At 72.1% G+C, this 26580-nt stretch carries 29 protein-coding genes; 11 read left to right on the forward strand and 18 right to left on the reverse strand.

The window, feature by feature from the left end:
- Positions 1-60: 60 nt before the first annotated feature.
- Together ABZX11_RS12180 and car are read left to right on the forward strand one after the other, a co-directional pair.
- Positions 61-642, forward strand: coding sequence for a TetR family transcriptional regulator (locus tag ABZX11_RS12180; RefSeq protein WP_354912501.1), 582 nt, complete (start codon positions 61-63; stop codon positions 640-642).
- Positions 643-808: 166 nt separating this feature from the next.
- Positions 809-4252 (forward strand): carboxylic acid reductase, encoded by a 3444-nt coding sequence (gene car / locus ABZX11_RS12185; RefSeq protein ID WP_354912503.1) that lies wholly within the window; start codon positions 809-811, stop codon positions 4250-4252.
- 145 nt (positions 4253-4397) lie between these two features.
- Here the strand turns inward: car and ABZX11_RS12190 are convergent, their stop codons facing one another.
- Complete coding sequence (locus ABZX11_RS12190) at positions 4398-5153, reverse strand: SDR family NAD(P)-dependent oxidoreductase (protein ID WP_354912505.1); 756 nt, start codon at positions 5151-5153, stop codon at positions 4398-4400.
- 59 nt (positions 5154-5212) lie between these two features.
- Between ABZX11_RS12190 and ABZX11_RS12195 the strand changes: the two genes are divergently transcribed.
- Complete coding sequence (locus tag ABZX11_RS12195; protein ID WP_354912506.1) at positions 5213-5542, forward strand: helix-turn-helix domain-containing protein; 330 nt, start codon at positions 5213-5215, stop codon at positions 5540-5542.
- 31 nt (positions 5543-5573) lie between these two features.
- On the opposite strand, the gene ABZX11_RS12200 is transcribed toward ABZX11_RS12195, so the two are convergent.
- Positions 5574-5723, reverse strand: a complete 150-nt coding sequence (locus tag ABZX11_RS12200) for a hypothetical protein (protein ID WP_354912508.1) — start codon at positions 5721-5723, stop codon at positions 5574-5576.
- A 192-nt stretch (positions 5724-5915) separates the two neighbouring features.
- On the reverse strand, positions 5916-6749 hold the full coding sequence (locus tag ABZX11_RS12205; protein WP_354912510.1) for an alpha/beta hydrolase: 834 nt from the start codon (positions 6747-6749) through the stop codon (positions 5916-5918).
- Positions 6750-6848: 99 nt separating this feature from the next.
- Here ABZX11_RS12205 and ABZX11_RS12210 point away from each other — a divergent pair, with 99 nt between their 5' ends.
- Positions 6849-7418 (forward strand): helix-turn-helix domain-containing protein, encoded by a 570-nt coding sequence (locus ABZX11_RS12210; protein WP_354912512.1) that lies wholly within the window; start codon positions 6849-6851, stop codon positions 7416-7418.
- Positions 7419-7521: 103 nt separating this feature from the next.
- Here the strand turns inward: ABZX11_RS12210 and ABZX11_RS12215 are convergent, their stop codons facing one another.
- From ABZX11_RS12215 to ABZX11_RS12230, 4 genes are read right to left on the reverse strand one after another with little or no spacing between them, the layout of a single operon-like run.
- Positions 7522-8253, reverse strand: coding sequence for an SDR family oxidoreductase (locus ABZX11_RS12215; RefSeq protein ID WP_354912514.1), 732 nt, complete (start codon positions 8251-8253; stop codon positions 7522-7524).
- Positions 8250-8861: a cysteine hydrolase gene (locus tag ABZX11_RS12220; RefSeq protein WP_354912516.1), complete on the reverse strand. Its 612-nt coding sequence runs from the start codon at positions 8859-8861 to the stop codon at positions 8250-8252. Before ABZX11_RS12220 ends, ABZX11_RS12215 begins: the two co-directional genes overlap by 4 nt.
- 53 nt (positions 8862-8914) lie before the next feature.
- Positions 8915-9874 (reverse strand): cyclase family protein, encoded by a 960-nt coding sequence (locus ABZX11_RS12225; protein WP_354912518.1) that lies wholly within the window; start codon positions 9872-9874, stop codon positions 8915-8917.
- Positions 9871-10656: an aldolase/citrate lyase family protein gene (locus ABZX11_RS12230; RefSeq protein WP_354912520.1), complete on the reverse strand. Its 786-nt coding sequence runs from the start codon at positions 10654-10656 to the stop codon at positions 9871-9873. Before ABZX11_RS12230 ends, ABZX11_RS12225 begins: the two co-directional genes overlap by 4 nt.
- Positions 10657-10750: 94 nt before the next feature.
- Between ABZX11_RS12230 and ABZX11_RS12235 the strand changes: the two genes are divergently transcribed.
- Entirely contained in the window at positions 10751-11635 is an 885-nt protein-coding gene (locus ABZX11_RS12235; RefSeq protein WP_354912522.1) for a LysR family transcriptional regulator, read from the forward strand.
- A 116-nt stretch (positions 11636-11751) separates the two neighbouring features.
- Here ABZX11_RS12235 and ABZX11_RS12240 read toward each other — a convergent pair whose 3' ends face one another.
- Positions 11752-14856, reverse strand: a complete 3105-nt coding sequence (locus tag ABZX11_RS12240) for a BTAD domain-containing putative transcriptional regulator (protein ID WP_354912524.1) — start codon at positions 14854-14856, stop codon at positions 11752-11754.
- Between the two features lie 130 nt (positions 14857-14986).
- Here ABZX11_RS12240 and ABZX11_RS12245 point away from each other — a divergent pair, with 130 nt between their 5' ends.
- Together ABZX11_RS12245 and ABZX11_RS12250 are read left to right on the forward strand one after the other, a co-directional pair.
- Positions 14987-15454, forward strand: a complete 468-nt coding sequence (locus tag ABZX11_RS12245; RefSeq protein ID WP_354912526.1) for a hypothetical protein — start codon at positions 14987-14989, stop codon at positions 15452-15454.
- Between the two features lie 17 nt (positions 15455-15471).
- Positions 15472-15948 carry a DUF2690 domain-containing protein gene (locus ABZX11_RS12250; protein WP_354912528.1) on the forward strand — a complete coding sequence of 159 codons (477 nt, stop codon included), beginning with the start codon at positions 15472-15474 and terminating at the stop codon, positions 15946-15948.
- A gap of 71 nt (positions 15949-16019) precedes the next feature.
- Here ABZX11_RS12250 and amaP read toward each other — a convergent pair whose 3' ends face one another.
- The 7 genes from amaP to ABZX11_RS12285 all read right to left on the reverse strand — a co-directional run bounded on the left by amaP (position 16020) and on the right by ABZX11_RS12285 (position 19731).
- The gene (gene amaP / locus ABZX11_RS12255) at positions 16020-16592 is read right to left on the reverse strand and encodes an alkaline shock response membrane anchor protein AmaP (protein ID WP_354912530.1); all 573 of its coding nucleotides are present in this window, start codon (positions 16590-16592) and stop codon (positions 16020-16022) included.
- Positions 16589-17116, reverse strand: a complete 528-nt coding sequence (locus ABZX11_RS12260; RefSeq protein ID WP_354912532.1) for a DUF6286 domain-containing protein — start codon at positions 17114-17116, stop codon at positions 16589-16591. The genes amaP and ABZX11_RS12260 overlap by 4 nt, the downstream gene beginning before the upstream one ends.
- On the reverse strand, positions 17113-17487 hold the full coding sequence (locus ABZX11_RS12265; RefSeq protein WP_354912736.1) for an Asp23/Gls24 family envelope stress response protein: 375 nt from the start codon (positions 17485-17487) through the stop codon (positions 17113-17115). The genes ABZX11_RS12260 and ABZX11_RS12265 overlap by 4 nt, the downstream gene beginning before the upstream one ends.
- Positions 17484-17660 carry a hypothetical protein gene (locus tag ABZX11_RS12270; protein ID WP_176170605.1) on the reverse strand — a complete coding sequence of 59 codons (177 nt, stop codon included), beginning with the start codon at positions 17658-17660 and terminating at the stop codon, positions 17484-17486. Before ABZX11_RS12270 ends, ABZX11_RS12265 begins: the two co-directional genes overlap by 4 nt.
- Positions 17657-17965: a hypothetical protein gene (locus tag ABZX11_RS12275; RefSeq protein WP_176170606.1), complete on the reverse strand. Its 309-nt coding sequence runs from the start codon at positions 17963-17965 to the stop codon at positions 17657-17659. The genes ABZX11_RS12270 and ABZX11_RS12275 overlap by 4 nt, the downstream gene beginning before the upstream one ends.
- Complete coding sequence (locus tag ABZX11_RS12280) at positions 17962-18429, reverse strand: Asp23/Gls24 family envelope stress response protein (RefSeq protein ID WP_176170607.1); 468 nt, start codon at positions 18427-18429, stop codon at positions 17962-17964. Before ABZX11_RS12280 ends, ABZX11_RS12275 begins: the two co-directional genes overlap by 4 nt.
- A 129-nt stretch (positions 18430-18558) precedes the next feature.
- Positions 18559-19731, reverse strand: a complete 1173-nt coding sequence (locus ABZX11_RS12285; protein WP_354912535.1) for a PP2C family protein-serine/threonine phosphatase — start codon at positions 19729-19731, stop codon at positions 18559-18561.
- A gap of 129 nt (positions 19732-19860) precedes the next feature.
- On the opposite strand from ABZX11_RS12285, the gene ABZX11_RS12290 reads away from it, so the two are divergent.
- From ABZX11_RS12290 to ABZX11_RS12300, 3 genes are all read left to right on the forward strand, one after another.
- Positions 19861-20322, forward strand: a complete 462-nt coding sequence (locus tag ABZX11_RS12290) for a MarR family transcriptional regulator (protein ID WP_254896756.1) — start codon at positions 19861-19863, stop codon at positions 20320-20322.
- A gap of 158 nt (positions 20323-20480) precedes the next feature.
- Entirely contained in the window at positions 20481-20963 is a 483-nt protein-coding gene (locus ABZX11_RS12295; RefSeq protein ID WP_354912537.1) for a MarR family transcriptional regulator, read from the forward strand.
- Between the two features lie 147 nt (positions 20964-21110).
- Positions 21111-21497: an STAS domain-containing protein gene (locus tag ABZX11_RS12300; RefSeq protein ID WP_176170608.1), complete on the forward strand. Its 387-nt coding sequence runs from the start codon at positions 21111-21113 to the stop codon at positions 21495-21497.
- A gap of 20 nt (positions 21498-21517) precedes the next feature.
- Here ABZX11_RS12300 and ABZX11_RS12305 read toward each other — a convergent pair whose 3' ends face one another.
- Complete coding sequence (locus ABZX11_RS12305; protein WP_354912539.1) at positions 21518-21829, reverse strand: STAS domain-containing protein; 312 nt, start codon at positions 21827-21829, stop codon at positions 21518-21520.
- A 211-nt stretch (positions 21830-22040) separates the two neighbouring features.
- Here ABZX11_RS12305 and ABZX11_RS12310 point away from each other — a divergent pair, with 211 nt between their 5' ends.
- Positions 22041-22682: a carbonic anhydrase gene (locus ABZX11_RS12310; protein ID WP_176170610.1), complete on the forward strand. Its 642-nt coding sequence runs from the start codon at positions 22041-22043 to the stop codon at positions 22680-22682.
- 12 nt (positions 22683-22694) lie between these two features.
- Here the strand turns inward: ABZX11_RS12310 and ABZX11_RS12315 are convergent, their stop codons facing one another.
- Positions 22695-23672, reverse strand: coding sequence for an L-threonylcarbamoyladenylate synthase (locus tag ABZX11_RS12315; RefSeq protein WP_176170611.1), 978 nt, complete (start codon positions 23670-23672; stop codon positions 22695-22697).
- Positions 23673-23759: 87 nt separating this feature from the next.
- Entirely contained in the window at positions 23760-26522 is a 2763-nt protein-coding gene (locus ABZX11_RS12320; protein ID WP_354912542.1) for a M48 family metalloprotease, read from the reverse strand.
- Positions 26523-26580 lie beyond the last annotated feature (58 nt).

The following is a 26580-nucleotide window of genomic DNA, read 5'->3' on the forward strand; positions in this document are numbered from 1 at the left end:
CCCGAAACGAGAGATGGAACCGATTGCCGGTCTCACTACTCGCGAGTAGGGTGCCGTCTCATGCGCGCAGTGCGACCGTCCGCGGCAATGCCCCGGCGCGTCGACGCCCGGCGCAACCGCGAGGCGATCCTCCGCGCGGCCGACGAGGCGTTCAGCGAGGACGCCGACGTCGCCCTGGACGACGTGGCTCGCCGCACCGGCCTCGGCCGCGCCACCGTCTACCGGCACTTCCCCGACCGCACGGCACTCGCCCTCGCCGTTGCCGCCCACCACCTCGCTGAGCTGAAGAACCAGGTGCGCGGCCGCGAGCCGTTCCGCGAACTGCTGCGCTCGATGCTCGCCATGCAGGCCCGGCGCCGCCCGCTCGTGCGGCTGTTCCGCGAACTGCCGGAGCGCAGCCAGCGTCAACACGCCCACGCCGTGGTCTCACTGCTGCGCCCGGCCCTGGAAGAGGCACAGCGCGACGGCACCGTGCGCTCGGACATCGAACCCGCGGACCTGGCGCTGCTGTTCGAGATGCACGAGGCGGCGCTGGCGTCGGGACTGGTCACGCGGGAGCCGACGGAACCGGCAGAGCGACTGGTGCGGGTGTTCCTCGACGGCCTCGCCGACCACCGGAACCACACTGCGGACACCGGCTAGTCCAGCAGCTCGTCCATTGCAGAGCGTCATCGGACAGCGACCAAGAGTTCAAGATCACAACCACAAACCCGTGACGGACGCGCGACACTGAGTAAATTTAGTTGTCGTACGCATCTAGTCTTCGGGGTCAGCGCGGTCTCCGAGGTGCCGACTCCGGAGGTGAAAAATGGCGACAACCGACCAGCGTGACCAGGCCGTTCTCGACCGGCGAGCCGAACTGTTCGCCCAGGACGCGCAGTTCGCGGCCGCGGTACCGCGCGCGGACGTCACGGAAGCCGTCCTGCGCGAGGGTGCGTCGCTGCTGGAGATCGTCGAAACGGTGATGACCGCCTACGCCGACCGGCCCGCCGTCGGCGAACGGGCCACCGAGGCCGTCGCCGAGCCGGGTACCGGCCGGACGACCCGGCGGCTGCTGCCGCGGTTCGCCACGACGACCTACGGCGAGCTGTGGCGGCGCGCGGGCGCGGCGGCCGCCGCGTGGCACCACGACGAGCACGACCCGGTGCGCGCCGGCGACTTCGTGGCCACGCTCGGGTTCACCAGCGGCGACTACGCGACACTCGACCTGGCGTGCGTCCGGCTCGGCGCGGTCGCCGTCCCGCTGCAGGCCGGGGCGGCCCTCGGCCAGCTGCGCCCGATCCTCGAGGAGACCGCACCGCGCGTGCTGGCCACCAGCGTCGAATACCTCGAGGCCGCGACCGAACTCGCCCTCGGTGCGCCCTCGGTGCGGCGGGTGGTCGTGTTCGACCACCACCCCGATGTCGACGAGGAACGCGAAGCGATCGTGGCCGCGCAAGCCCGCTTGACGGACGTCGTCGTGGAGACCTTGCCTCAGCTGCTCGACCGCGCCGCCGGTCCCCTGCCCGCGGTCACGGAGGACGAGGAACGGCTGTCGCTGCTCATCTACACCTCCGGCAGCACCGGGACGCCCAAGGGCGCGATGTACCCGGCGCGGCTGGTGTCCGAGCTGTGGCGCGGGTTCTTCCCCGACCGCGCCGGCCTGCCGCTGCTGAGCGTCAACTTCATGCCGATGAGCCACATCGCCGGCCGGGCGGTGCTGTTCGGCACGCTCTCGCGTGGCGGGACGTCGTTCTTCGTGGCCCGCAGCGACCTTTCGACCCTGTTCGAGGACATCGCGCTCGCGCGGCCGACCGAGGTGATGTTCGTGCCCCGGATCTGCGACATGCTCTTCCAGCGGTACCAGAGCGAGCTGGGCCGCGGCGGCACCGACGTCGAGGCATTGCTGCGCGACGAGGTCCTCGGCGGCCGGATCCTGTGGGCCGCCAGCGGTTCCGCGCCGCTGTCGGCCGAGCTGACGACGTTCGTCGAGTCCGTGCTCGGCGTGCCGCTGCACGACGGCTACGGCTCGACCGAAGCCGGTGGTGTCCTGTTCGACCACAAGGTGATGCGCGAACGCGTGCTCGGCTACCGCCTCGACGACGTCCCGGACCTGGGCTACTTCCACACCGACTCGCCGCACCCGCGCGGTGAGCTGCTGATCCGCTCGAAGACGCTGATCCCCGGCTACTACCACCGGCCCGACGCCACGGCCGAGGTGTTCACCGAGGACGATTTCTACCGCACCGGCGACATCGTGGCGCAGACCGGGCCGGACGAGCTGGTCTACCTCGACCGCCGCAAGAACGTCCTGAAGCTGTCGCAGGGCGAGTTCGTCGCCGTGTCCCGGCTCGAGGCGTTGTTCGCGGCCAGCCCGGTGATCCGCCAGATCTACGTCTACGGCAGCAGCGAGCGGGCCTACCTGCTCGCCGTCGTCGTCCCCACGCCGGAAGCGCTCGAGCGGTCCGGTGGCGACGTCAAGCCGCTGCTCCTCGAGTCACTGCAACGGATCGCGAAGGACGAAGACCTCAACTCCTACGAGCTGCCGCGGGACCTGCTCGTCGAGACCGAGCCGTTCACGACGGAGAACGGCCTGCTGTCGGGGATCCGCAAGCTGCAGCGGCCGAGGCTGAAAGAGCGCTACGGCGCCCGGCTGGAACGCCTGTACGCGGAGCTGGCCGAGCGGGAAACCGATGAGCTGCACCGGTTGCGCGTCTCGGGGCGGGAACGTCCGGTGCTGGAGACGGTGACCGCGGCCGCGGCGGCGGTGCTCGGCACGACGGCGGCCGACCTCGGCCCGGACGTCCACTTCACCGACCTGGGCGGCGACTCGCTGTCGGCGCTGACGTTGTCGAACCTGCTGCAGGAGATCTTCGCGATCGAGGTGCCGGTCGGCGTCGTCGTCAGCCCCGCCAACGACCTCCGGGCGCTGGCCGGGTACGTCACCCGCGGCCTCGCCGGCAGCGAGCGCCCGACCGCCGCCTCCGTGCACGGCGCGGACGCGACCGAAGTGCGGGCCGCGGACCTGACTCTCGGCAAGTTCCTCGACGCCGAGCTCCTCGCCGCCGCGGAAAGCCTGCCGCACCCGGCCGGCCGGCCGCGGACCGTGCTGCTGACCGGCGCGAACGGCTACCTCGGGCGGTTCCTGTGCCTGGCGTGGCTGGAACGGCTCGCGCCCGAGGGCGGCAAGCTGGTCTGCGTGGTCCGCGGCCGGGACGACGCGGCCGCACGCGCCCGGCTGGACGCGGCGTTCGACAGCGGCGACGCCGAACTTTCGCGCCACTACCGGGAACTGGCCGACGCGCACCTGGAGGTGCTGGCCGGCGACCTCGGCGAGCCGCTCTTCGACCTCGCGCCCGAGACCTGGCAGCGGCTGGCGGAGAGCGTCGACCTCGTCGTGCACCCCGCCGCGCTCGTCAACCACGTGCTGCCCTACGCGCAGCTGTTCGGCCCGAACGTGCTGGGCACGGCGGAGGTGATCCGGCTCGCGCTCACCGAGAAGCTGAAGCCGGTCACCTACCTGTCGACGGTCGGCGTGCTCACCGGCGACGCGGCGACCGCGGCGGAGGACACCGACATCCGCCGCACCAGCCCCGTCCGGCCGCTGGACGACGGGTACGCCAACGGCTATTCGAACAGCAAGTGGGCGGGGGAAGTGCTGCTGCGCGAGGCGCACGACCGGTGCGGGTTGCCGGTGGCGACGTTCCGCTCGGACATGATCCTGGCGCACAGCCGCTACACCGGGCAGCTGAACGTGCCGGACATGTTCACCCGGCTGCTGCTGAGCCTGATCCTCACCGGCATCGCGCCGGGTTCGTTCTACGGTTCTGCGGACCCGGCGCACTACGACGGCCTCCCGGCGGACTTCACGGCCGAGGCGATCACGACACTGGGCGCGGGTGTGGTGAAGGGGTACGAGACGTACAACGTCCTCAATCCCCACGAGGACGGGATTTCGCTGGACACGTACGTCGACTGGCTGGTCGAGGCCGGTTTCCCGATCAGCCGCGTCGACGGCTACAGCAGGTGGTTCGCCCGCTTCGAGACGGCGCTCCGCGCGCTGCCCGACCGGCAGAAGCAGCACTCGCTGCTGCCGCTGCTGCACGCGTTCGCGGCGCCCGCGGAGGCGGTGCCGGGCTCGGGGATCCCGGCCGGCCACTTCCGCAACGCCGTCCGCGAGGCGGGAATCGGCCCGGACCGGGACATCCCGCACGTCACGGCGGAGCTGATCGCCAAGTACGCGGCGGACTTGAAGGGCCTCGGGCTGCTCTGACGGCCGGGCGGGGCCCAGGTCGTGGTACCTGGGCACCGCCGTCGGGCGGGGAGGCGATGAGCTCAGCCGTGGGTGCACCGCACATCCGAGGTCCGCAGGCCGCCGTCGGCGCCGGATCTCCTGGCCCGGTGATGACGATCGGCGGTCAGGCGCCAGGGACGAAGGGAACGTCGTCGGGGGCGGCCTTGCGTGCAGCGAGCAGTGCCGTCGCTGCCTCGCCGATCGGCAGGCGCAGCGGTGGCTCGTCGAGCGCCGCCGCGTCGGCGATCGCCCGTGCGACTTCCTCCACGCTCAGCGCCGAGCTGCGGTCCAGGCTGTCGGCGGCCAGTGCCGGGTACGGGTCGTCCGGCAGGCGGTAGGTCAAGGGCGCGTCCAGCGCTCCGGAACTCACCGAGCCGGGCTCGAGCAACGTGGTGTGGATCCCGAACGGGCCGGTTTCGATGGCGAGAGCCTCGGCCAGGGCTTCCAACGCCCACTTCGTCGCCGCGTAGGCGGCGTTGCCCGACAAGACAATGCGCCCGACCAGGCTCGAGACGAACAGCAGCCGGCCACTCTTGCGCTCGCGCATCTGCGGCAGTACCGCTTGCGCGACACGGATGGCGCCGGCGGTGTTCTGTGCGTACAACCGCTCGATCTCGGCTACGGGGCTCGCCTCCACGGCACCGAGGAAGATCACGCCCGCGTTGGAGACGAGGACGTCGACCTCGCCGGCGGCGGCGACTGCGGCGTCGACGGAGCCTTGGTCGGTGACATCGAGCCGCAGGCGCTCGGCGACGTCGAGGTCATCGAGTGTGCGGGGATCGCGGGCGGTGGCGATCACGCGGTAGCCGCGGGCGGCGAACTCGGCGGCGGTGGCGCGGCCGATGCCCTTGGACGCTCCGGTGATCAGGACAGACGGCATGAAGACTCCCGGTAAGTACAAAAATCTAACTCACTATGACCTCGACTACCATAGGGTCCGTGGGTACAAAAAGCAAACCTTCTCAGGACGGCACTCGCGTCTGCGGTATCGCCGATGCACTGAGCATCGTCGGCGACCGCTGGGCGCTGCTGGTCCTGCGCGAGCTGGGCTTCGGTGTCCACCGCTTCAACGACATCCAGGCCAACACCGGCGCCCCCCGGATCTCCCTGACCACTCGGCTGCGCGACCTCGAAGACGCGGGCTTGATCACGCGCCGTCGCTACTCCGATCACCCTCCGCGTGATGAGTACTTGCTCACCGAGGCCGGCGAGGCGATCGGCCCTGTACTGCGCGAACTGCGCATCTGGGGCGAGACCTACGCTCGCTGACTTCCACAAGTCGAGGTCGCCGCGTCACGTCTCAGCGGGTGACCGTATCGGGAAGAGCCCACCGGCGCAGCGCGTCGATGGTGGTCTCCGGTGAGGTGTTGAAACAGAACACGATCCCGGGGACGAGCCGGGTGAGCAGGTTGACGACTCGTTCGAACAGCAGGGTGTGCTCGGGCGCCATCCGCAGGCCGCCTCCCCCGCCGCGATCCGCGCCGTCAGGGTCGCCTCGTCGAGGCCGGGGTGGCGGCTGTAGTCGATGGCGCTCGGGTGCAGCCCGAGCGAGAGGATCCGGGTCACCACGGGGCTGCTCCCTGCCGGTCGAGGAGGCCGCCCCGGTGGTGGGGCAGGTCGGTCGCGGTCGCATGAGTCACGGTCAGACCGAATCTGGCGCCGTGTCGCGCCGTGGTGGCGTGCGGAGTCCCGAGGCGTGGGCGAGGAATGGCTCGACCGCGGCGAGAAAACCCTTCGGGTCGGACGCGAAGGGAGCGTGGCCGGTCGGAAGCGTGATGAGATGCGACGCAGGCAGCGCGGCGTGGGTGTCCAGACCGGCCTTCGCGGGCAGGACTATGTCGCGGTCGCCCCAGACGAGCAGGACCGGCGCGGCGATGAGGGCCGCGCGGTCACGCAAGTCATGGGCAGGCGTGGCGAAGCTGCTCCAGAGGCCGGCGTCGAGCCGCGCGCCTTCGCGAGTCCGTGCTCGTGCTGCCACACGGGCGGTGACGGCGCGGTCGAAGTCCGAGCGGGGTTTCATGTAGGCGGACACCAGTTTCGGCATCACCCGGCGGTTGATCACGGGAATCCCCAGTAGCCGGCAGAAGGCGCGCGTCGCGGGGGTGTGCCGGGTGAAGCCGCCGCTGTTGACGAGCACGAGACCGGATGTGCGCTCGGGATGATCGAGGGCGAGGCGGGCCGCGGCGTACCCGCCGACGGAGTTTCCGAGGAACACCGCGGGCGGCAACGCCAGCTCGGCCACGAAGTCCGCCAGCACCTCGGCGAACAAGGGGGCCGAGACCTCTTCCGGCGCGGGATCCGAGGCTCCGTGCCCGGGCCAGTCGAGGGCGATCGTGCGGTACCGCCGCGCGAGCTCGCCGGATATCGCGGCGAAGTCGGTGTGGTCGTGCAGTGCCGCGTGGAGCAGGACGACCGGTGGGCCGTCGCCGCGTTCTTCGTAGACCACGCGGCCGAATCGGGTCCGCACTTCGGGCATGTCGCGTCCTTTCAGTGACCGACTGGTCGGTCACTACCCTACTCGCCGCGGACGTGCCGTCAATGACCGATCGGTCACCGAGGCAGTACGCTGCCCCCCGTGACCGCCCGCGAGCTCGCCGCCGAACGCACCCGCGACGCCCTCCTCGACGCCGGCTTGCGGGTCGCCGAGCAGGCCAGCCTCGCCGGCATGAGCGTCAACCGCGTCGTCGCCGCCGCTGGGGTCGCGAAAGGCACCTTCTACGTGCACTTTCCCGACCGCGGCGCCTTCCTCGGCGCCTTGCACGCGCGGTTCCACGAGCACGTCAGCCGTGCGGTGCTCCAGGCCATCGAGGGCATGCCGCCCGGCAGAGCCCGGCTCCAGCACGGAATGCGGACCTACCTCGACGCGTGCCTGCTCGCCCGCGGTGTCAAGGCGTTGCTGCTGGAAGCACGCAATGACGAATCCGTCGCCGACCAGGTCGCCTCCCGGAACGACGCCTTCGCCCAGCTCGCCGCACCCGACCTGCAAGCCATGGGCTGGGACCCCGCGGCCCCCGCCGCGCGCCTGCTCATCGCGATGGCCGCGGAGACCGCCTTGGTGGAACTCCCGCTCCGCCGCGCCGATCCCACGACCCGCGACGCGCTGTGGGAACTCGTGGCCCGCGCCGACCGCAGCGACAATCGCTGAGACTCACCACTCCCGGCGCCCGCAGCTCCACCAGTGGTTTGACTGCGATCCCATTGAGGCGGGCCATCGGAGACGCGAAACTCGAACCCGCCGGCCGGGGGTGTCAGCCCTGGGCGGTGGGCCTGACGACGATTTCGTTGATGTCGACGTCGGCGGGCTGGTCGATGGCGAAGACGATGGTTTCGGCGATCGCCTCGGGTGAGATGGCCAGCACGTCACGTCGTTGTTCGAGCGTGGCGCGGACGTCCGGGTCGGAGATGGCGGCGACGAAGTCGGTGGCCACGAAACCGGGGCGGATCAGCGTCACGCGGAGGTCCGGGCCGGCTTCGGCGCGGAGGCCGTCGCAGAGGACGGCGACCGCCGTCTTGGTGGCGCCGTAGACCGCCATCGCCGGCGTGGGCGCCATGCCCGCGACCGAGCCCACGGTCACGAACTGGCCGGAGTTCTGCCGTCGGAACACCGGTAGTGCCGCGGCGATGCCGTGCAGCACCCCCTTGAGGTTCACGTCGACCATCCGGTCCCACTCGTCGGCCTTGAGTTCGTCGAGCGCGGAGATCGGTCCGATCCCGGCGTTGTTCACCATGACGTCCACCCGGCCGAACTCGGCTTCGGCGGCCGCGACGAGCGCGGCGAGGTCTGCTCGGCGGGTCACGTCGGTCGCGACGGCCACGGCCTGTCCGCCCGCGGATCGGATTTCCCCCACCACGTCGTCGAGTGCGGTGCCGGTGCGCGCCCCGAGGACGAGTTTCGCTCCCCGTGCGGCCAGGCGGACCGCGGTGGCTCGTCCGATACCGCCACTGGCGCCGGTGACGATCACCACCTTGTTCTCGATCACGCCATTGTCCTTTCGGCGTCGGGGCTCGGGAGGAGTTCGGACCAGGGCGCCACGGTCGCGAACAGTGCGCTCATCGCAGCGAGTGAGGGCGCCCGGAATCCCTCGTAGGCGGCGGTGGCGTCACCGGCCACCGCGACCTCGAAGCGGCGCTCGAGCGCGCCACGGACCGTGGATTCGACGCACACGTTGGTCAGCACCCCGGCGACCAGGAGCCGTTCGACACCGAGCGCACGCAAGGCGTCCTCGAGGCCGGTGTACAGGAAGGCGTCGTACCGGTTCTTGTCGATGACCACCTCGTCCGCTGCCGGAGCGAGCCGGTCGAGGATCCGGGCGTCCCAGCTGCCGTGGCTGAGCATGCGTGGTTCGACGGCGAAGGCCGGTGCGGCGGCGGCACGCCACCGCGGGGACATCTCGGGCCCGCCTGCACTGATGACGTGCCTGCTGTAGAAGACGGGCAGGCCGGCACCGCGAGCGCGGGCGAGCAGGGCTTCGGTCGCGCGGATGACGGGCTCGGCGTCCGGCAAGCCCATTCCGGCGCGGGCGAGGGACCCTTCCGGGTGCAGGAACCCGTTCTGCATGTCGACGACGAGAACTGCCGTAGTGGACACGGGCAGCTGTCCTTTCGGGATCGAAGGCGGCGCGGGGTCTCCCGCGGTGGTGCTCAGAAGATTGAGACGGGGTTGCCGGCGCTGGAGGTGACGCCGACCATTCGCCACGGCAACGCGGCGAAGAAGAACTCCCACCGGTGCTCGTCGCGGCACACGGCGGCGAGTTCGGTGAGCTCCATGTTGTCGATGAGCCAGAGGCCGAGGGCGACCAGGCCCACCGTGTGCACCGGCCGGGTCAGGTCCGGGCCGTAACCGGACGGCTGGACGTCCTGCACCCCGTCGTTGCCCAGCACGGCGATGTCGCGCTCGCGCAGGAACGGCAGGCAGCTCGCGTGCAGCCCGGCCTGCCGCGCCGCCGGGCCGACGGCGTCGGGGCCCTCGTACAGGATCCTGGCCACGTTGCCGGTGTGCACCAGCAGCGCGTCTCCGGCCCGGACCATGACGCCCTGGCGTTCTTCCGCGGCGGCGAGGTCGTCCGGGGTGACCGGCTGGCCACGCTCGAGCCAGTCGACTCCGTGCAGCGCCGCGATGTCCAGGAGCACCCCTCGCGTGACGATGCCGTGCGCGGCGTGGTGAATCGACAGCTCCCGCGCGCCGCCGAGCGAAGTGGTCCGGGAGGCGGGGAAGCCGTTGTAGTTGTGCCCGTCCCACGAATAGTGGGCCAAGCCGTCGACGTGGGTGTTCGAGCCGTGCGCGGCGATCCCGACGAACTCGGTCACCGCGTCGAACCGCAACGGCCGCCCGAAGTGTTCTTCGACCTCGTTGGTTCCGGTGAACCGCTGCACCACGGAGTTGCCGGACGCCAAGGGGTCCGGGGCACGCGGGTCGATGTCGCGGGAGAGCGATACCGCGCGCCCGGTGCGCAGCGACGCGGCCGCCGCCGCGCGGACCTCGTCGGTGATGAGGTTCAGCGTGCCCAAGCGGTCGTCGTCGCCCCAACGGCCCCAGTTGGACAGTGAGGTGAAGAAGCCGAGCACCTCGTTCTCGGTGAGGTTCGTGCCGTTCCCGTTCACGGTCGCGCTCCCGCCGACCGCGCCGACTCCAGCAACCGGCGCAGCCCGTCGAACAGCACGCCCCGGTCGCCGGCGAGGGTGACCGTCCGCGAGCCGGTGGCGGCGACACCCCCGAACTCCCACGCCGCGTTCGCCACCACGTACTCGATCCCGGCGTCGCGGCAGGCGCGGACCACCCGGTCGTGCAGCTGCCGGATGTCGTCGTGGCCGACGTCGCCGTCGAGGCCGTGGGCCATGCTCAGGTCGAAGGGGCCGAACACGAGGCCGTCGAGACCCGATCGCGACGCGATGGCCTCCACGTTCGCCACCCCTTCGGGGTCTTCGATGAGCCCGAAGACCAGAACGTCCTGATCGGCGCGCCGCCGGTCTGCCGGCCAGTCCGTGGTGACGTGGCCGACCGACCGCACCGCCGGACACGCGCCCCGCAGGCCCGCGGGCGCGTAGCGAGCCGCCGCCACGAGCGCGGCCGCCTGCTCCGGGGTGCGCACGTGCGCGGCCATGATCCCGGCCGCACCCAGGTCGAGGACCCGTTGGATGAACGACGCGTCGTGGTCGGCGACGCGTACGACGGCATCCATGCCGACGGCGTCCGCGCCGCGGATCAGATCGCGGATTTCGGTCAAGGACAACGATCCGTGCTCCGCGTCGATCCAGGCGTAGTCGAGCCCTGCTTGTCCCGCGACCTCCACCAGGTCGGCGCTGGGCAACTGGACCGCCATCCTGTAGGCGGTGGTGTCCGTTTCCCAGGCCGTGCGGATGCGGCGCGGCCTGCTCCTCAGCATGGGGTGGTTCCGGTAGGCATGCCTCGACTGTAAGACCGGAAGGAACGCCACAGTTTCGGTATTGTCGAAAGTTGTGTCGGCTCAACTCGTCCACATGCAGGTCTTCCTCGCCGTCGCGCAGACGGGCAGCGTCAGCGCCGCGGCCCGCCGCCTGCACCTGGCGACGTCACGCATCAGCGAACGCGTCCGGGAACTCGAGTCCGAACTGGGCGTCAGCCTGCTCGACCGCTCGACCCGCCCGGCGACCCTGACCGCGGCCGGCGAAGCGCTGCTGCCGCGCGCCCGCGCGATCGTCGCCGAGTTCGAGCTCGTCGAAACGATGTTCCGCACCGCACGCACACCCCCCGTCCGGGTCGGCATGCGCTCCCTGCCCACGGAGTTCCGCGAGTCGCTCGTCGAGCACACCATCCGCCCCGCCATCGGGCGGTCCGCCCTGTCGCTGCGCCCACTGGACTCGCACCAGCAGCTCGAGTCGCTGCGCTCGCGGGACCTCGAGCTGGGTCTGGTGTGGACCGAACTGCGCGAGGACGGCGAGCTCGAACAGCTTCCGCTGCTCGAGGAACGGTTCCTGGTCGCCGTCCCGGACACGCCGCGGTTCCACCGCCTCGAGCGGGTCGGTCCCGAAGACCTCGTCGGACTGCGCCTGGCCACCAACATCGACCCCTGGACCTTCCCCGACGTCCTCCATCCCTACCTGGCGATGGTGCCGCTGGTGGACCGGATCAACGCCGCCGTCGAGGACGGGCTGGCAATGCTGCTGTCGGACGGAACGCACTGCTCGTTCCTGCCCGCCGCCTGGCACGACCACAGCCACTTCTCGGCACCGCACGGCGAACGGGTGCTGCTGCGCCCCCTGCAGGACCCCCAGCCCGCGATCGTGACCTACCTGACCTGGCGCCGGGACCGCCGTGAGGAAGCCCCCATCCGCCGGGTTGTCGACCGCGCCCACCGGCAGTTCCCCCGCCCCGTCGGCCGGTGACGCCGTCGCGCGGGACCACCACCCGAGCGCACACCACTCGAATCGGCGCCACTCCCCTCTTCGCGATGAGGCCACCCGTACCGATCAGGGCCAGCAGCGCGACCGGACATGCCGCACTAGCGCGATGGCCGGCCACGAGCGGCATGGGCCAGTTCGAACGCGCAGTTGGCCTCGTTCTGCCCGTCACCGAGTTCGACGAACAGCGAGCAGGCGGCGGCCAGCACGTCGATCGCCGTCGCCGTGTTGCCGAGCATCGCGTGGGCGCGGCCCAGGTGGAGCTGTACCCGCGCGGTGCAGCGCCGATCGCGCCGGCCTTCCACGATCTCCAGCGCCCGCGTCAACTGTCGCAACGCCTTCGCCGGGGCGTTCTGCTTGATGTTGAACTCGCCGCAGCGGGTCAACACGGCGGCAGTGCGGTGGTCGTCGCCCAGTGTCATGGCTCGTTCCAACGCCTCTTCCAGCAGCGTCCAGGCTCGCTCGGGCCTGCCCTCGGCCAGGTGCAGCGTCGCCGCTCCGGCGCGGAGCTGGATCTCGAGGTGGCGGTCGCCGGTCTCGATCGCCAGTACGGTCGCGCGCGCGTTGAAATCCAGTGCCGCGCCGGCTTGGCCGGTGACCCGGTAGGTGGTGGCCAGCCCGCCGAGCGCACGCGCGATGCCCGGCACGTCGCCCAGCTCTTCGCTGATCGCCAACGACTCCCGCAGCGCGGCGAACGCCTCCGGGAACCGGTCCCAGTAGATGTGCAACTGCCCGAGCCCCAGCAGGAGCGCGGCCCGGCCGCGGCCGTCGGAAACCCCGGCGAGCGCGTCGGTGGTGAACTGGAACCAGACCTCGTTGCGGCCGCTGTGGTCGAAGTACTGCTGGCACATCACGGCCAGTTCCCAGCCGTGGTCGGCCATCCCCTCGGCGACGGCGATCTTGATGGCCGCGTGCAGCGCGGGCAGCTCGGCTTCGAACCACTCCGTGGGGTCCGTGATCGGCTCGCTGCCGGCCTGCCAGCGGCTCGCGTCGCCGGGTGCCGGGGTCAATACGCTTCGCGGCAGCATGGCCGCCGCCTGTTCGCTGAGGTGGAGCCATCCGCCGAGAGCCCTGGTGATGGTCTGCCGACGTGCAGGCGCCGGTTCCTCCTCGGCCTTCTCGGCCGCGAAGCACCGCAACAGGTCGTGCAGCCGGTAACGGACCGCGCCCGCGACCCGGCCGGCGGGTTCCACGAGGTTGCAGCCGACGAGGTCCTCCAGCATCCGCTCGGCCGCGCGCGCGTCGATCCCCAGCACCGCGGCGGCCAGCCACGCTCCGAAGGTCGGCACGCCCAGCGAGCCCAGCCTGCGGAACAGGATCCGGTGGGTGGCGGGCAGCTGGTGGTAGCTGATCGCGAAGCTGGCGCGGACGGCGAGGTCGCCGACCGCGAGCCAGTCCAGCCGGGTCCGCTCGGCCGTCAGCCGTTCGGCCAGGTCCGCGGTGTTCCAATGGGGGCGTTCGGCGAGCAGCGCGCCCGCGACCCGCAGGGCGAGCGGCAGACCGCCGCAGTGCGCCAGCAGCGGCTCGTCGGGCGCGTGCCGCACGCCGGTGATCGTGCCGAGCAGACTGGCCGCGTCCTCGTCGCCGAGCAGGCCGAGCCGGACGCGCCTGCCGTGCTCCAGCCCGCTGAGCGACTGGCGGCTGGTGACGAGGACCGCGCAGCCGGGCGCGGCGGGCAGCAGCGGCCGGACCTGCCGTTCGTGCTGCACGTTGTCGAGCACGATCAGCACCCTGCTGTCGGCGAGCAGATCCCTCAGCAGCGCCGAACACTCGTCGAGGTCCGGGGGCACCATGTCGACGGGGATGCCCAGTGCGCGCAGGAACCGGGGAAGCACCGTTGCGGCGCTGGAGTCCCCCAGCGTCGCGAACAGCTGGCCGTCCGGGTACGCGTCGCGGACCTGGTGTGCCAGCCGCACCGCGAACGTCGTTTTCCCGAGACCGCCGACGCCGGAGATGGACAGCACCAGCGGCTCGCGCCGGTCCGGCGCGCGCAGGTCGTAGGCCAGCTCGGCCAGCAGCTCCGCTCGGCCGGTGAAGCCGGCGAGATCCACCGGCAGCTGTTGCGGCCGGTTCACCTCGCGAGGGGCGGTGACCGCGGGCCGCAGCGCCGGTTCACCACGCAGCACGCCGGCGTGCAGTGCGCGCAGCGCGGGTGACGGCTCGACGCCGAGCTCGGTGACCATGGTCCGGCGCAGATCCAGGTAGACGTCCAGCGCTTCCGCTATCCGCCCGGAGCGGGCCAGTACCGTCATCAGCTGCGCACGGGGTCGTTCGCGCAGCGGATGCGCGGCGATCACCGCGGTCAGTTCGTCGACGAGCTCGTCGGTGCGGCCGAGGTGCAAGTCCGCTTCGAGCCGGTCCTCGATCGCGACCGGCTGCAGTTCATCCCACCGGTCGGCAGCCATCCGCGCGGAGGGCATGGGAATGCCGGTCAGCGCCCCGGTCGCGGTGGCCGGGTCGAGGGCCGGGTCCGCGCGCAGGATCTGCGCGTGCACGCGCTGCAGCCCGGGCCCGGGGTCGGCGCCGAGCTCCTCGGCCAGCAGGCGCTGCATGTCGTGGAACACCGCGAGCGCGTCACCCTGGCGGCCGCTGCGGTAGAGCGCGAGCATCAGCAGCTCCCGCGCGCGTTCCCGGTAAGGGTGCTCGCCGGCCAGCCGGGACAGCTCGGCGACGGCCGGCGCGTGCTCCCCACGCAGGAGGTCGAGCTCGGCGAGGTCCTCCAGCGCACCCAGGCGGTACTCCTCCAGCCGGGCACGTTCGGTGACGGCCGCCGGGGTGTCGAGACCGGAGAAAGCCGGCCCGCGCCACAGCGCCATCGCCTCGGCGAGGTGCTGCCGCGCGGCGGCCGGGTCGCCGTCGCTCTTCGCCGCCCGAGCCCGCGCGAGCCCCGACGTGAACCGGGCGCTGTCGAGCTGGTCGGGGACCACCCGCAGCGCATACCCCGTGCCGACCGTCTCCAGCGAGCCGTCGTCCGGCTCCAGCGATCGGCGCACCTCGCCGACGTACTTCTGGACGAGGTTCACCGCGCTCCTCGGCGGCTTTGCGCCCCAGACGCCCTCGATGATCTGATCGCGGTCCACCCGGTGATCGGCGTGCAACAGCAGCACCGCGAGCACCAGGAGACATTTGCCGGAGCCCACTTCGAGCGCGTCCACCCCGCGCCAGGCAGCGACCGGGCCGAGTACACCGAACCGGATTACGGGCATGCGTCTATCCCCTCCCCGGCGCGATAGTACCTCCGGCCAGCTACTTTCCGTAAGCCTGCAGCGCGACTGCAGTGAGCATTGTGAGGCTTCCGTCGCCAGTCGAACACGGTTGACGAGAGGAAGACCGACGATGGGAATCAGCACCAAAACACGCCGCAACCCGGGGCGCCGGGGGAAAGCGGTCGCTGTGGTCGCCGCGGCTGCGGCGGCCATCGTCGCCGGGGCTCCGGTCGCCACCGCGGCGCCTGCCGGATTCGAGGTCACCGTGCGGCACAGCTCCGGCACGATCGTCGGCCACCTCACGGGTAACCTGAGCTGGTCGACCTCCGGCAGGACAGTGACCTTCTCGAACCAGGCCTTGACCGTCAAGAGCGGCGAGTGCGTGGACGTCGCGTACGCCGGTTACCAGGGGAACACGCGGGTGACCGACATCTGGGAGGTCCGCGGCGCGTGCCTGACCGGCACCATCGACGACTTCCCCTTGGCGACCGACGTGCCCGGGGGTGTCCAGCAGGTCAACATCACCCTGACCGACGTCGACCACCGGAACAAGGCTTCCATCGCCTGCCGCAAGGACCAGTCCGTGTGTCACGCCTGATGTGGAGGAAGGAACGCATGCGATTCACCCGGTTTCGACGCGTTGTCTGCGTCGCGATGGTCACCGGCATCGGCCTGCTCGGGCTGGACGTCGCCCCGGCATTGGCCGTCGGCTGCGGCTACAACAGCTGCAACGGCAAGGACCCGCAGGCCATGGGGTGCTCGACGGGCGCGAAGAACCTCGACCAGTACACCGACAACTGGGGTGACTACATCGAGCTCCGCTACTCGGCGACGTGCGGAACCGTCTGGACCCGGATGACGACCACCAACTGCCAGTGGGCCAAACCCGTGCTGGAGGTCGGGTACATCGACTACTACGGCCACTACACCTTGCAGGGCCGGTACAGCAGCGCACAGGGCCTGTGCGTGGACGGACCGCGCCAGGGCTGGTCGGCGATGTCGTCCTCCCGGCGTGAACGGATGAGGTTCGAGTCCGACCAGCCCCGCGGCGGCACCAAGGTGCACGTGACCAGCTGCAACGACTGCTACTGAATTCCTCGCGCCCTCCCGGATCGGCGGTGGTCCTGCGGATCCGGGAGGGCCGGGCCGTGGCCCTCGACCCGTCAGCGGAGGCTGCGACCGGTGGTGGCGGCGAAGCGGAACTCCACGCTCACCGGGAGGGCTTCCAGGTCAAGCGCCTGCTGCAGCCGGGGCAGGGCCTCCGCCGCCAGGTGTTCGCGGACCTCCTGCGGGTCACCGTCCTGGGCCAGCGTGATGACGAGGGCCAGCGTCGGGGCTTCGCGGGCCCCCGCCAATGTCGCGCGCGCCTGGTGGACGCCGGGATGGGCGCGCAGTTCTTCGGTGAACGGGGCGACGGCGGTGTCGGCGGCCAGTTCGGTGCGGCCGCGGTCCGGGTCGGTGTCGAAGCGCCACGTCCGGGTCGGTGGGCGGCGGGTCAGCTGGGCGAGGATCCAGCGCAGCGCCAGCAATCCCAGCAGCACCGCGACCGCGGCGGTGACGTACCAGACCCACGTCGGCGGTGCGGCCGTGCCGGGCACCAGCGTGGCCGCCGGGTCGAGGACGCGCAAGCGCCCGAAGTGCGTCGCCACCGCGAATCCGCCGGCGGCCAGCAGGAGCAGCCCGAGCAAGGCCAGCACCGTGCGGTTGAGGCGGGCCGGGCGGTTGAGGTCGGTCATGTCGTCCTCCTCGGGGCGCGGACCCGCACCGCCACCGCGGGCCGGGCGGCCGGGCCGATCCGGTCCAGCCGGTCGGCGACCGCCGTGCGGACGGCGTCGGCCAGCCCGTCGGGGCGGGTGCGGGCGGTGTCGACGCGGACCTTGACCCGCCGCCGGCCGAGCTTCACCCGGGCCGCGGCGACGCCGTCGACGGCGGCCGCGGCGGTGCGCAGGGCCGTGCGGTAGCCGCCGCGGGCGACGCCGGAATCGAACCGCCCGGCCAGCGGCAGCACGGTGGCCGTACCGGGCAGGATCGCGGCGAGCAGCAGCACCAGGCCGGCCAGCGCGAGAACACCTCCGGCGACGGCGGTCGCGATGTCGTTCCAGCGCAGGTCGTGCAGCGTGGCGGCAACGCTGTCGTAGCTGATCCAGGGACGTTCGCCGAGGATGCGCTGGATGGCGCTCACGGCGACGAGCACGCACGCGGCCAGCAGCACGAGCGCGCTCAGCAGAGCCGGGACGCTGCGGCGTGGACGGCGTTTCATTCGACCCTCCGGGACGTGGCGACGGGGCTGTGCAGGGCGGTCACGGTGATGTCGACGCGGGTGACGGTGAGACCGGTCAGCTCCTCGACGCGTCGCTCGAGGTGCTCGCGGGCCCGCTCGGTCGTCCGGGTCACCGAGGCCGGGTAGGTGATCGAGAGGCGCACGTCCAGCGCCACCTCGCCGCCGGTGACGTGGGCGGTCACCTTGGCGGACCGGTCGGGGTCTTCGGCGCCGAGGCTGACGCCGAGGACCCGGCCGGCGGCGCCGCCGACCTCGTCGATTTCCCGCACCGCGTGGGCGGCCAGGCGTTGCACGGCCTGGTCGGCGATGGTGAGTGTGCCGCGTTCGAGGGTGGCGGTCACGGTGCTCAGCCCCGGTCGCGCCCGGACAGCTGGGACAGGTCGAGCTTGCCGTCGAGAACGCGGCCGACGAGGAACCCGATCGCGCCGAGGACGGCGACGGCGGCGAACGCCCCGAACCCGCCGAAGGCGACGGCCAGGCCGAGCACGAGGCCGGTCAGGAGGCCGAGCTGGGTGGAATTCACGACACCTTCTCCTTCGCTTGCTGCTCCACAGTGGGCTGTTCGGCGAGGTCCGCCAGGATGACGTGCACGGCCCGGCCGGTGACGCCCGCCGCGGCCCGCACGGCCGCGGCGAGGTCGGCGGCCACCACCGGGAAGTGCGCGGTGACGGCGATGGTGACGTCTTCGTCGCGGACCCGGACGCCCTTGATCCGCCGCGGCGGGTCGAGGGTGGCGATCTCCCCGAACCGGCCGCCGTGCAGGCCGGCCACGCCGGGCACGGCCAGCACGGCGGCGGCGATCCGGGCGGCGTCGGGCTCGGGGGTCACTGCACCCGGCCGGTGTCGGTGTTGTCGCCTTCGTCGTCCGACGGCAGGTGCAGGTCGCCGACGTGGATGTTCACCTCGACGACCTCCAGGCCGGTCATCTGCTCGACCGCGGTGATCACGTTGCGGCGCACCGAACGCGAGAGGTCGGCGATCGAGACGCCGTACTCGACGACCAGCTGCAGGTCGACGGCGGCCTGCTTCTCCCCCACCTCGACCGACACGCCCTGGCCCGCCGAGGCGGTCGCGCCCGGGATCCGCTCCCGGATCGCCGAGAACGCCCGCGCCGCACCCCCGCCGAGTGCGTGCACACCGGGGATTTCGCGGGTGGCCAGGCCGGCGATCTTCTGCACCACGACGTCGGAGATCGACGTCGAGCCCTGGGCACTCACCAGCGCGCCCTCGGTCTTCGCGGCGGGCTGGGACGAAGAGGTCTGCGCGGGAACCTTGGTGGCAGCAGCGGTCATCGTGGTGTCTCCTTCGCACGGATCGGATGTCTTGCGGTGGCAGAGGAACCGACTTCGATTGTTTCCTCCACACAGGACAGACAGCCGAGCGGGAAGATCGTCACGACCCGATCGTGTGAAGCACGCCACTCACCCCGCAGGTGCGCTCGCGCCGGGGCCGAACCAGTCGAGGCAGACGACCATGGCGTCGTCGGTCGTCCCCCCGGCCGCGCGGCGGAGGGCCAGGTCGGCCAGCACGGCGCCCGGAACCTGCGCCGCCGGGAGTTCGGCGGTGTCGGTGACCGTGCGGGCGAGGCCGGCGTCGCCGTACAGGTCGCCGGTGGGGCCCATGACGTCGTAGACGCCGTCGCTGACGAAGACCAGCCGGTCGCCGGGCCTGGCTTGCAGGCGCTGCGTGAGGTAGTCGGTGTCGCCGAAGGCGCCCAGGGGCAGCTGCTCGTCGAAGGACACGCGGCGGGCATCGCCGTCACGCAGCAGCCACACGCGCGGGGAACCGGTGTCGACGACGTCCAGCGCGCCGGTCGCCAGGTCGAGCTGCAGCAGCAGGGCGGTGACGTACTCGCGGCCGTCGTAGTGGCCGTGCAGGGCCTGGTCGGTGAGTTCGGCTTGGGCGGTCAGGGGCACGCCGGCGCGGCGGGCGTTGCGCATGGCGTTGACGGCGAGGTGGGTGACCATGGCGGCGTCGACGCCGTGTCCCGTGCCGTTGACCAGCGTGACGGTCAGCGACCTGGCCGTCGCCGACCAGTCGAAGCTGTCGCCGTGGACGGCGTAAGCGGGCTCGAGCTGCCCGCCGAGCGCGAACTCGGGCCGGGTGCAGGAGCGTCCCGGCAGCAGCTGCCACTGCATCTCGGCGGCCAGGGTGAGCCGGCTGGTCCGTCGCGCCTGCAGGTAGAGGTCGGTGTCCCGGCCGGCGACCAGGAGCTCGTGGGCGAGTGCTCCGGCGATCCGGGACAGTTCGAGCTGCACCGCCGGGTCCGGTGCGGTCGCGAAGGTGACCGCCAGGACACCCAGGCGGTCACCGCGCACCGAGACCGGGACGTGCGCGGTGACCGTGCTCGCGGTCTTTTCGAACCTCACCTGCTGACCGGTGAACGCCACGCCCGGCGCGGTCCCCCGCACCGGCACGGGTTCCCTGCTGTAGGGAAGGTCCGCCACCGGCTGCAGCTCGGTCATGCCGTAGTCGGCGAGCAGCAGTTCGACGCCCTGGGCGTCCCATCCCGCGGTCAGCACGGCTCGCAGCACCGCGAGCAGTTCGTGCGGCGCGGCTTCGCGCAGCAGCCGGTCGACCGCCGTCGTCTTCACCGCGGTGTCCTCCTCGGAGCCCGAGGTTGGCGGGGCTCCTGTCGATGTCGGCCCGAACCGGCTCTTCGGAAAGGCCGAAGATCGCTCGTGGCGCTGCCGGACGGGGATTGAGGTGCGAAAATCGGGTCTGTGGACCGGTCGACACGTTGGCAGGCTGACGCAGCCGCGGCCGAGCCCGCCGACCTGGTCGACTCGTTCGGGTTCCTGTGGGATTACGCCCGTCAGGTCTCCGAGGACTCGTTACCGGCCTCGCAGTTCCGGGTCCTGGTGGTGCTCGACCGCCACGAAGGCATCAACCTGAGCTCGCTGGCCGAGCAGCTCGGGACCACGCCACCCTTGGCCAGCCGCCTGTGCGACCGCCTCCAGGCCGCCGGATTCGTCGAACGCACGCTCAGCAAGCACAGTCGCCGCGAGTTGTCCTTGCGGCTGGGTGAACGCGGACGGGCTCACCTGAACCGGGTGCGGGCGCGCCGGAAGAAACACATCGCGACTGTGCTCGCCGCGCTGCCTCCCGAAGCACGCGAGGCTCTGTCCGCCGGGCTGAGCGCGTTTCGCGCCGCCGCTCGCCGCGGACGAGGGGTAGATTCCTGACCACGCGGACACCGTACGACAACTGTTGTCATGTGACAACAGTCGGCGGTGGATCGCCACGCGGTGGTGTCGTTCCGAGCCGGAGGCCGCTCCGATCGGGTGAGAGCGCACGATAGGCTGCGTCGACGGCTCGACCTAGGGATGCCACAGTGAACGCGGTGAACCGTTCGCGCAGGACACGCGCTGCCGACCAGGTGGCCGAGGCCGTGTCCGACACCGCGGAGCTGCTCGAAATCCTGTTCGAGCGGGCCCGTGACGCTTCTCCCCGGCCGCTGTCGGTTTCGCAGGTGCGAGCGGTCGTCGCCCTCGACCGCTACGAAGGGCTGAACCTGCGGACACTGGCGGAACTGCTCGGCTCCACCCCGCCGCTGGCCAGCAGGCTGTGCGACCGCCTGGAAGCCGTGGGCTTCGTCGAACGGCTCCCCCATTCCCGGAACCGCCGCGAGCTGGTCCTGCGCCTCAGCGACAGCGGCCGGGCCTACCTGCAGGACCTGCGGGCACGTCGCCGGGAAAGCCTGCACGGTGTTCTCGCCGCGCTGACCGCCGAGGAACGAGACGCCCTCGCCACCGGGCTGCGCGCGTTCCAGGCCGCGGCCAATCGTGATCTGACCGAGGATGACAACCACGCGGCGGGACTCTAGGCTCACTGTTGTCATATGACAACTGACGTGGTGGTCGCCCGCCGTGCCAGGTCGTTCTGAGGTCGCGGTTCAGCCGTCAGCCGTGGCGTGCAGCACGCCGTCGTCGTTCCCGGTCGACAGAACCGGCTTTCCCTCGGAGCACAGCTCATGAAACCTGGGCACCCGCCGATGCCGGCGGCCGCCGTGCGATCGATCGGCGACATCGCGGTCCTCGAAGTGGGCGGCGACGTGGATCACGTCGTGCGGTCGACGCTGCGTGCGGCCATGGAGGCGGCGCTCGCCCGGAATCCCCGGGCGCTGGTGGTCGACCTGAGCCGCGTGGGGTTCTTCGCCTCGGCCGGTCTCTCCGCGCTGGCCTGGCTGCACGAAGCCGCCGGGAAGGCGGGCATCGACGTCGCGTTGGTGGCGACCCAGCGCAGCGTGCTGAGGCCGCTGGCGATCACCCGGGTCGACGACTTGTTCGACATCCATCGGACCGTGGACGCCGCCGTCGAGCGCTTCGGCGCGCCGGAGGTTCGCGGTCACGGCGATTAGCCGGCGGCACTCGCGCCGTTTCACGGGCCCAGCGCCAAGGTGGAGAGCAGGCCCAGGCTCGCCAGCTTGCGCCGGACCGGCTCGGAGGCCACCACGCGCAACGACGTTCCCTCCGAGGCGCAGCGGCGGGCCAGTGCGACGAACGGGACGACGGCTTCCGTGGTCAGGTAGGTCACCGCCGCCAGGTCCAGGACGAGGGCGGTCGCGGGATCGGCCGCGGCGGCCGGCGCCACGATCTTCTCCGCGGCGTGCGCGTCGGCGAGGTCCCCGGCACCGCGCAGGACCAGCACGTCGGTGGCGGGATCCCCGTGGGGATCGACGACAGTACTCAAGTGCCCGTCCTCTTCCGCCGCGCAGCCTCGACGCATCTCGGCGGGAAGCACCGGGTCGCGAGCTGCGCAGCTGTCGCTTCGGGTATCTCGGGGGATTCGCCGCGCGTTACCACCCGGATGGGTACGTCCGCGCCGGAATCACCCGCCGGTCCGGTTTCCGCGACTCCCGCGTTGCCGGGCACGGGCGTGGGGCCTGGCTTAGGCTGCAGCCATGGCCGAGATCGATTCGTTGACCCCTGCCGGCGCGTTCGAGCTGCTGCTCGCGGGCAACCGGCGCTTCGTCGCCGGCACCCCGGAACACCCGAACCAGGACGCCGCCCGCCGCGCCGAGGTCACGCCCGGCCAGCGCCCGTTCGCCGTGCTGTTCGGGTGCTCCGACTCCCGGCTGGCCGCCGAGATCATCTTCGACCGCGGTCTGGGTGACCTGTTCGTCGTCCGCACCGCGGGGCACGTGGCCGGCTCCGAGGTGCTGGGCAGCATCGAATACGGCGTGGCCGTGCTGGACTGCCCGCTGGTCGTGGTCCTCGGCCACGACTCCTGCGGCGCGGTCGGCGCCGCCTCCGCCGCCTTGGAGGACGGGGTGACCCCCGGCGGGTACATCCGGGACGTCGTCGAGCGGGTGACACCCAGCGTGCTGGCGGCCAGGGCCGCCGGGCGGGTCGAACCCGGCGAAATCCTCGCCGAACACGTCCGCCACACGGTGGACCTGCTGCTGGAGCGCTCCCGCGTGCTCGCCGACCGGGTCGACGCGGGCCAGACCGCGGTCGTCGGCCTGTGCTACCGCCTGGCCGACGGCCGCGCGGACGTGGTGGCGGCCCGCGGCCTCGACGTCACCGCCGGCTCCCCGTCCTGACCCCGGCGCCCGTCACCGGAGCTCGCGGGGCCCGGCCGCGCGGCGAAGGCGGTTGGCGATCGCGAGACCCAGCCCCTCCTCCGCCGGCAACGACGCGATGATGACGTCGCACCCCAGCTGGTCGAGCTCCCGCAGGAAGCCGTACAGCCCGCGCGCGTAGCCGGCCATCGACTCCGGAACCGCCACCACGGCGTGCGCCTTCACCGGAACGTCGGCGCAGGAGGGCGGGAGAAAGACGCCCACCTGGTGCCCCTGCTCCTGCGCGGCCTGCGCTGCGGTGGCGATCTCCCCCGGCTCGACCAGGACGACACGCGCCCGCGGGGCGTAGTGCGACGGGTGCTGCCCGGGAACCCGGATCGGACTCGCCGAACCGGTCGCCACCGGGCGCCCGAGCACCGCTTCGAGGTCCTCGGGCGTCACCCCTCCGGGCCGCAGGATGCTCGGGGTGTCGCCGGTGGCGTCGACGATGGTCGACTCGACGCCCACGTCGCACGGGCCACCGTCGAGCACGAAGTCGACGGCGTCACCGAGCTCGGCCCGGACGTGCTCCGCCGTGGTCGGGCTGACCGAGCCGAAGCGGTTGGCCGAGGGCGCCGCGACACCGCCGCCGAAGGCCGACAGCAGCTCGAGCGCAACGGGGTGGGCGGGCACCCGGATGGCGACCGTCTCCAGCCCGCCGGTCGCTTCCAGCGGCACCCGGCGACCGCGGCGCAGCACGAGCGTCAGTGGCCCCGGCCAGAAGTGCCCGGCCAGCACCAGTGCCGTCTCGGGCACCTCGGCGACCCAGTCACCCAGCTGCTCGGCGCCGGCGAGGTGGACGATCAGCGGGTGGGTCGGCGGGCGGCCCTTGACCTGGAACACGCGCGCGACCGCGGCCGGGTCCTCGGCGTTGGCGCCCAGCCCGTACACCGTCTCGGTCGGGACGGCGACCAGTCCCCCGGCGCGCAGCACGCCGGCCGCCTTGCCGATGTCGACGGCGTTCACTGTCACTTTCGAACCTTCCTGCTACCCGACGCTTCCGGTACCAGGGTAGATGCTGGCCGATTTCGCCGTGCTCGACGCCGCCGCGCCCGTGTCTCACAGTGTTCCGGCGAGTTCGGTCACCGCGTCGGTCAGGATGCGGTCGGCCTGGTCCAGCACCGCCTGCGGTGGTGGCGTCCGGATGTACCCGTAGAAGACCTCGACGTCGACCAGGTTGTGTCCGATGTGGACGCTGTATTCACGGCTGATCACGACCGCCGGTTTTCCGTGGAACCGTCCGGTGAACGACCGGTTGCGGATACGGGCCGGGTAGGGCGACGCGGGAGCCGCTCCCGGGGTGAGGACGCCGTCGAGGTGTCCCCCGTCGTAGATCTTCTGCGGCATGCGGAAGTGCGTGCACGCGCGCGTGGCCTCGTCCATGGCCGGGAACAGGTCCTCGACGCCGGTGTAGGAGGTGACCGACGCCGTGACGTGGGCTCCGCCGACGGTGCCGGGCGCGGCGAACGCGTAGCTGCGCTCGACGTCGGCCGTCCGAGGCTGAGCCTTCTCGAATGCGGCGAATCTCTTGTCCGCCGCGTCGCAGTCCGGCGGGGTCACCGGCACCGACGTCGACGGTTCGCTGTCCTCGGGTTTCGCATCGGCCGGGAGGACAGCGGGCAGGCGGCCGAGTGCCGCGGTGGCCGCGGGTTCGTCGAGCGGGCGGCCGTGGTCCGGCGATGCGGCCGGGACGGCCGGAACCGGCGTCGGCGCGGACGGCGCGAGGACCGCCTGCCCGGCCGCGTAGTCCTGCTCGGTGACGGTCACCGCCGAGAGCCGGCCGCTGATCAGGGCCACCACGAGCAGAACCGCGACGGCCCCGGAGCCCACGGCCCACGCGGCCGCTCCCCGTCGCGGGGCCCGGCTCGCCCAGGCGGTAGCGAGCAGCGACGTCACCGGAAGGGTGACGATGAGCGCGACCAGCAGCAGCCAACCCGGCACCTGCACCGACTGCTGGAACACCGAGGATTCCCGGGCGTACCCGGCGATCCGCACGGCCGTGTACTGGATGGCCCCCGCAGCAGCGGTGACCAGCAGGCCGATCACCGAAGCCGACGGCACGCCGGCCAGGATCGCACCGCGGCGGCGGTTCGCGAGCACGACGGCCACCGCCGCGACCAGGCCCGCGAACGCGCAGATCCACCACCGCTGGGAGGCCAGCAGGTACCGGACGTCGTTGCTCTGCCCGGCTTGCAGGCGCAGCAGCCCGGACAGCGCCGCCGCCGCGCCCCCGATCACCGCGGTCGCCGCGGCCACCGACACGCTGACCCGCCGGGGCCGGCGCCACCGCTGCCGCAGGGTGACGAACACGAGCCCGGCCAGGATCACGACCGGGGCGTACTGCCACGCGCGATCGCTGCCCAGGCCCATGACGTGCCCGCGGGCGATGGCCGGGTCGGGGAACAGCAGGAAGGTCGCCACCGAGGACACCGTCCCGCTGACGGTCGCGGTCAGGGCGACCGCGACGGCGAGAGAACCGCCTGCCCAGCTCACCCGCCGCCGCAGCGTGCTGCCCGCGGGCTCGGCGAGCCGGGTGGCGATCGCCGACGTCAAGACGGCGATCGCGAACGCGGTCACCGCCAAGGCCAGAACCAGCAGCGGCCGTTCGGGCGCGAAGAACGCGGTGATCGCCGCGGCCGCGCCGGGCACCTGCAGGCAGAACCCGGCGACCAGCCCGGCCACCGCGCCCGCCCAGGAGCCCGCCCACCCCGGCTCGGGCAGCGCTGCCCGGCGGGTCCACGCCGGCAGCACGACCGCGGTCCACAGCAGCGCCGCGACGGCCATCGCCACGTCGGCGGGCAGCCGGGGATCGGTGTCGACGAACCCGAGCAGGTTCCCGAGCACGGCGTGCACACCGTGGTAGGTCAGCATCGCCACGACACCCGCGGCGGCGGTGTAGACGAACCCGCCGTCCCAGCGCCCCTCGCGCCCGCCCGGGGCGAGGCGGTCCGACGCCGGCGGGTGCGTGGCGAAAACCCGGCGGATCACACCGATCCGGTCGGTGCCGGCGCCGAGCACGACGGCCATCGCGTCCGGATTTCCCGTCGCCTCGGCCGCGTGCCGGTCGGCGGTCAGCTCACGCTGCCGCAGGAGCGCGGCGCGGACCGCCAGGAGCGCACCAGCGGTGACGGTGGCGACCACCAGCGATCCGCCGTAGAAGCTCCACATCGTCGCCGGCACGTCCAGGATCGGCAGCAGCGCGAGGACCAGGGCCGGAACGGCGAGCCAGCCGGCCCACCAGGCGGCCGACGCCCACCGGACGTCCCGGGCGCGGACGTGGCCGAGCTCGTGCAGCGCGACCGCGTCGAACGCGGCACTGCCGCCGTAGGCGTAGGCCTGCGGCACGACGACCCACGAGCGCGCGCCCGGAAGCCCGGTGGTGAACGCGTCGGTGACACGTGTCGCGGGCGGGGCGAGAACCAGCCTGGGCTGCCGATGCGCGGTCAAGCCCTGGCTCTCGCACAACGCCGTGAAGCGTTCGGTCAGCCGGTCGAGGTCGGCCGGCGGGACGCCGGCGAGCCGGCTCCTGCGCAACCTCCGCCGGGTGGCCAGGCCACCGGCGACCATCAGCAGCCACGCCGTCGCCGGGAGCACGGCGGCGCCGACGAGGCTGGTGAACCCGAGCCGCCGGTCGTAGGCACCGGCGCAGTCGGCGTAGCTCGGGCCCATCGACGCGGTCGGCTGCCCGTCGGAGACGGAAATGCCGTTGCGGGCCAGGCACGCCTGCGCCGCGGTGTAGTCGCCGAAGTCGTGGGTGACGAACATTGCCTCGGCAGCGCCCGCGCCGGTGGCGGCCAGCGCGAGGGTGACCAGGACGTACACCCACCACAGACGCGGTGGCGCAGGCGCGATGCGCAGGGAAACGGACTTTTCGCGGGCC

It is taken from the genome of Amycolatopsis sp. NPDC004169 (assembly GCF_040610315.1).
GTDB lineage: Bacteria > Actinomycetota > Actinomycetes > Mycobacteriales > Pseudonocardiaceae > Amycolatopsis.

What these genes read in the sequence shown, in the direction of transcription:
- ABZX11_RS12180 (WP_354912501.1), top strand. Translation starts at nt 61, where the DNA reads ATGCGCGCAGTGCGACCGTCCGCGGCAATGCCCCGGCGCGTCGACGCC.
- car (WP_354912503.1), top strand. Translation starts at nt 809, where the DNA reads ATGGCGACAACCGACCAGCGTGACCAGGCCGTTCTCGACCGGCGAGCC.
- ABZX11_RS12190 (WP_354912505.1), bottom strand. Translation starts at nt 5,153, where the DNA reads ATGCCGTCTGTCCTGATCACCGGAGCGTCCAAGGGCATCGGCCGCGCC.
- ABZX11_RS12200 (WP_354912508.1), bottom strand. Translation starts at nt 5,723, where the DNA reads ATGGCGCCCGAGCACACCCTGCTGTTCGAACGAGTCGTCAACCTGCTC.
- ABZX11_RS12205 (WP_354912510.1), bottom strand. Translation starts at nt 6,749, where the DNA reads ATGCCCGAAGTGCGGACCCGATTCGGCCGCGTGGTCTACGAAGAACGC.
- ABZX11_RS12230 (WP_354912520.1), bottom strand. Translation starts at nt 10,656, where the DNA reads ATGCTGAGGAGCAGGCCGCGCCGCATCCGCACGGCCTGGGAAACGGAC.
- ABZX11_RS12235 (WP_354912522.1), top strand. Translation starts at nt 10,751, where the DNA reads ATGCAGGTCTTCCTCGCCGTCGCGCAGACGGGCAGCGTCAGCGCCGCG.
- ABZX11_RS12240 (WP_354912524.1), bottom strand. Translation starts at nt 14,856, where the DNA reads ATGCCCGTAATCCGGTTCGGTGTACTCGGCCCGGTCGCTGCCTGGCGC.
- ABZX11_RS12245 (WP_354912526.1), top strand. Translation starts at nt 14,987, where the DNA reads ATGGGAATCAGCACCAAAACACGCCGCAACCCGGGGCGCCGGGGGAAA.
- ABZX11_RS12250 (WP_354912528.1), top strand. Translation starts at nt 15,472, where the DNA reads ATGCGATTCACCCGGTTTCGACGCGTTGTCTGCGTCGCGATGGTCACC.
- amaP (WP_354912530.1), bottom strand. Translation starts at nt 16,592, where the DNA reads ATGACCGACCTCAACCGCCCGGCCCGCCTCAACCGCACGGTGCTGGCC.
- ABZX11_RS12260 (WP_354912532.1), bottom strand. Translation starts at nt 17,116, where the DNA reads ATGAAACGCCGTCCACGCCGCAGCGTCCCGGCTCTGCTGAGCGCGCTC.
- ABZX11_RS12280 (WP_176170607.1), bottom strand. Translation starts at nt 18,429, where the DNA reads ATGACCGCTGCTGCCACCAAGGTTCCCGCGCAGACCTCTTCGTCCCAG.
- ABZX11_RS12300 (WP_176170608.1), top strand. Translation starts at nt 21,111, where the DNA reads ATGAAACCTGGGCACCCGCCGATGCCGGCGGCCGCCGTGCGATCGATC.
- ABZX11_RS12310 (WP_176170610.1), top strand. Translation starts at nt 22,041, where the DNA reads ATGGCCGAGATCGATTCGTTGACCCCTGCCGGCGCGTTCGAGCTGCTG.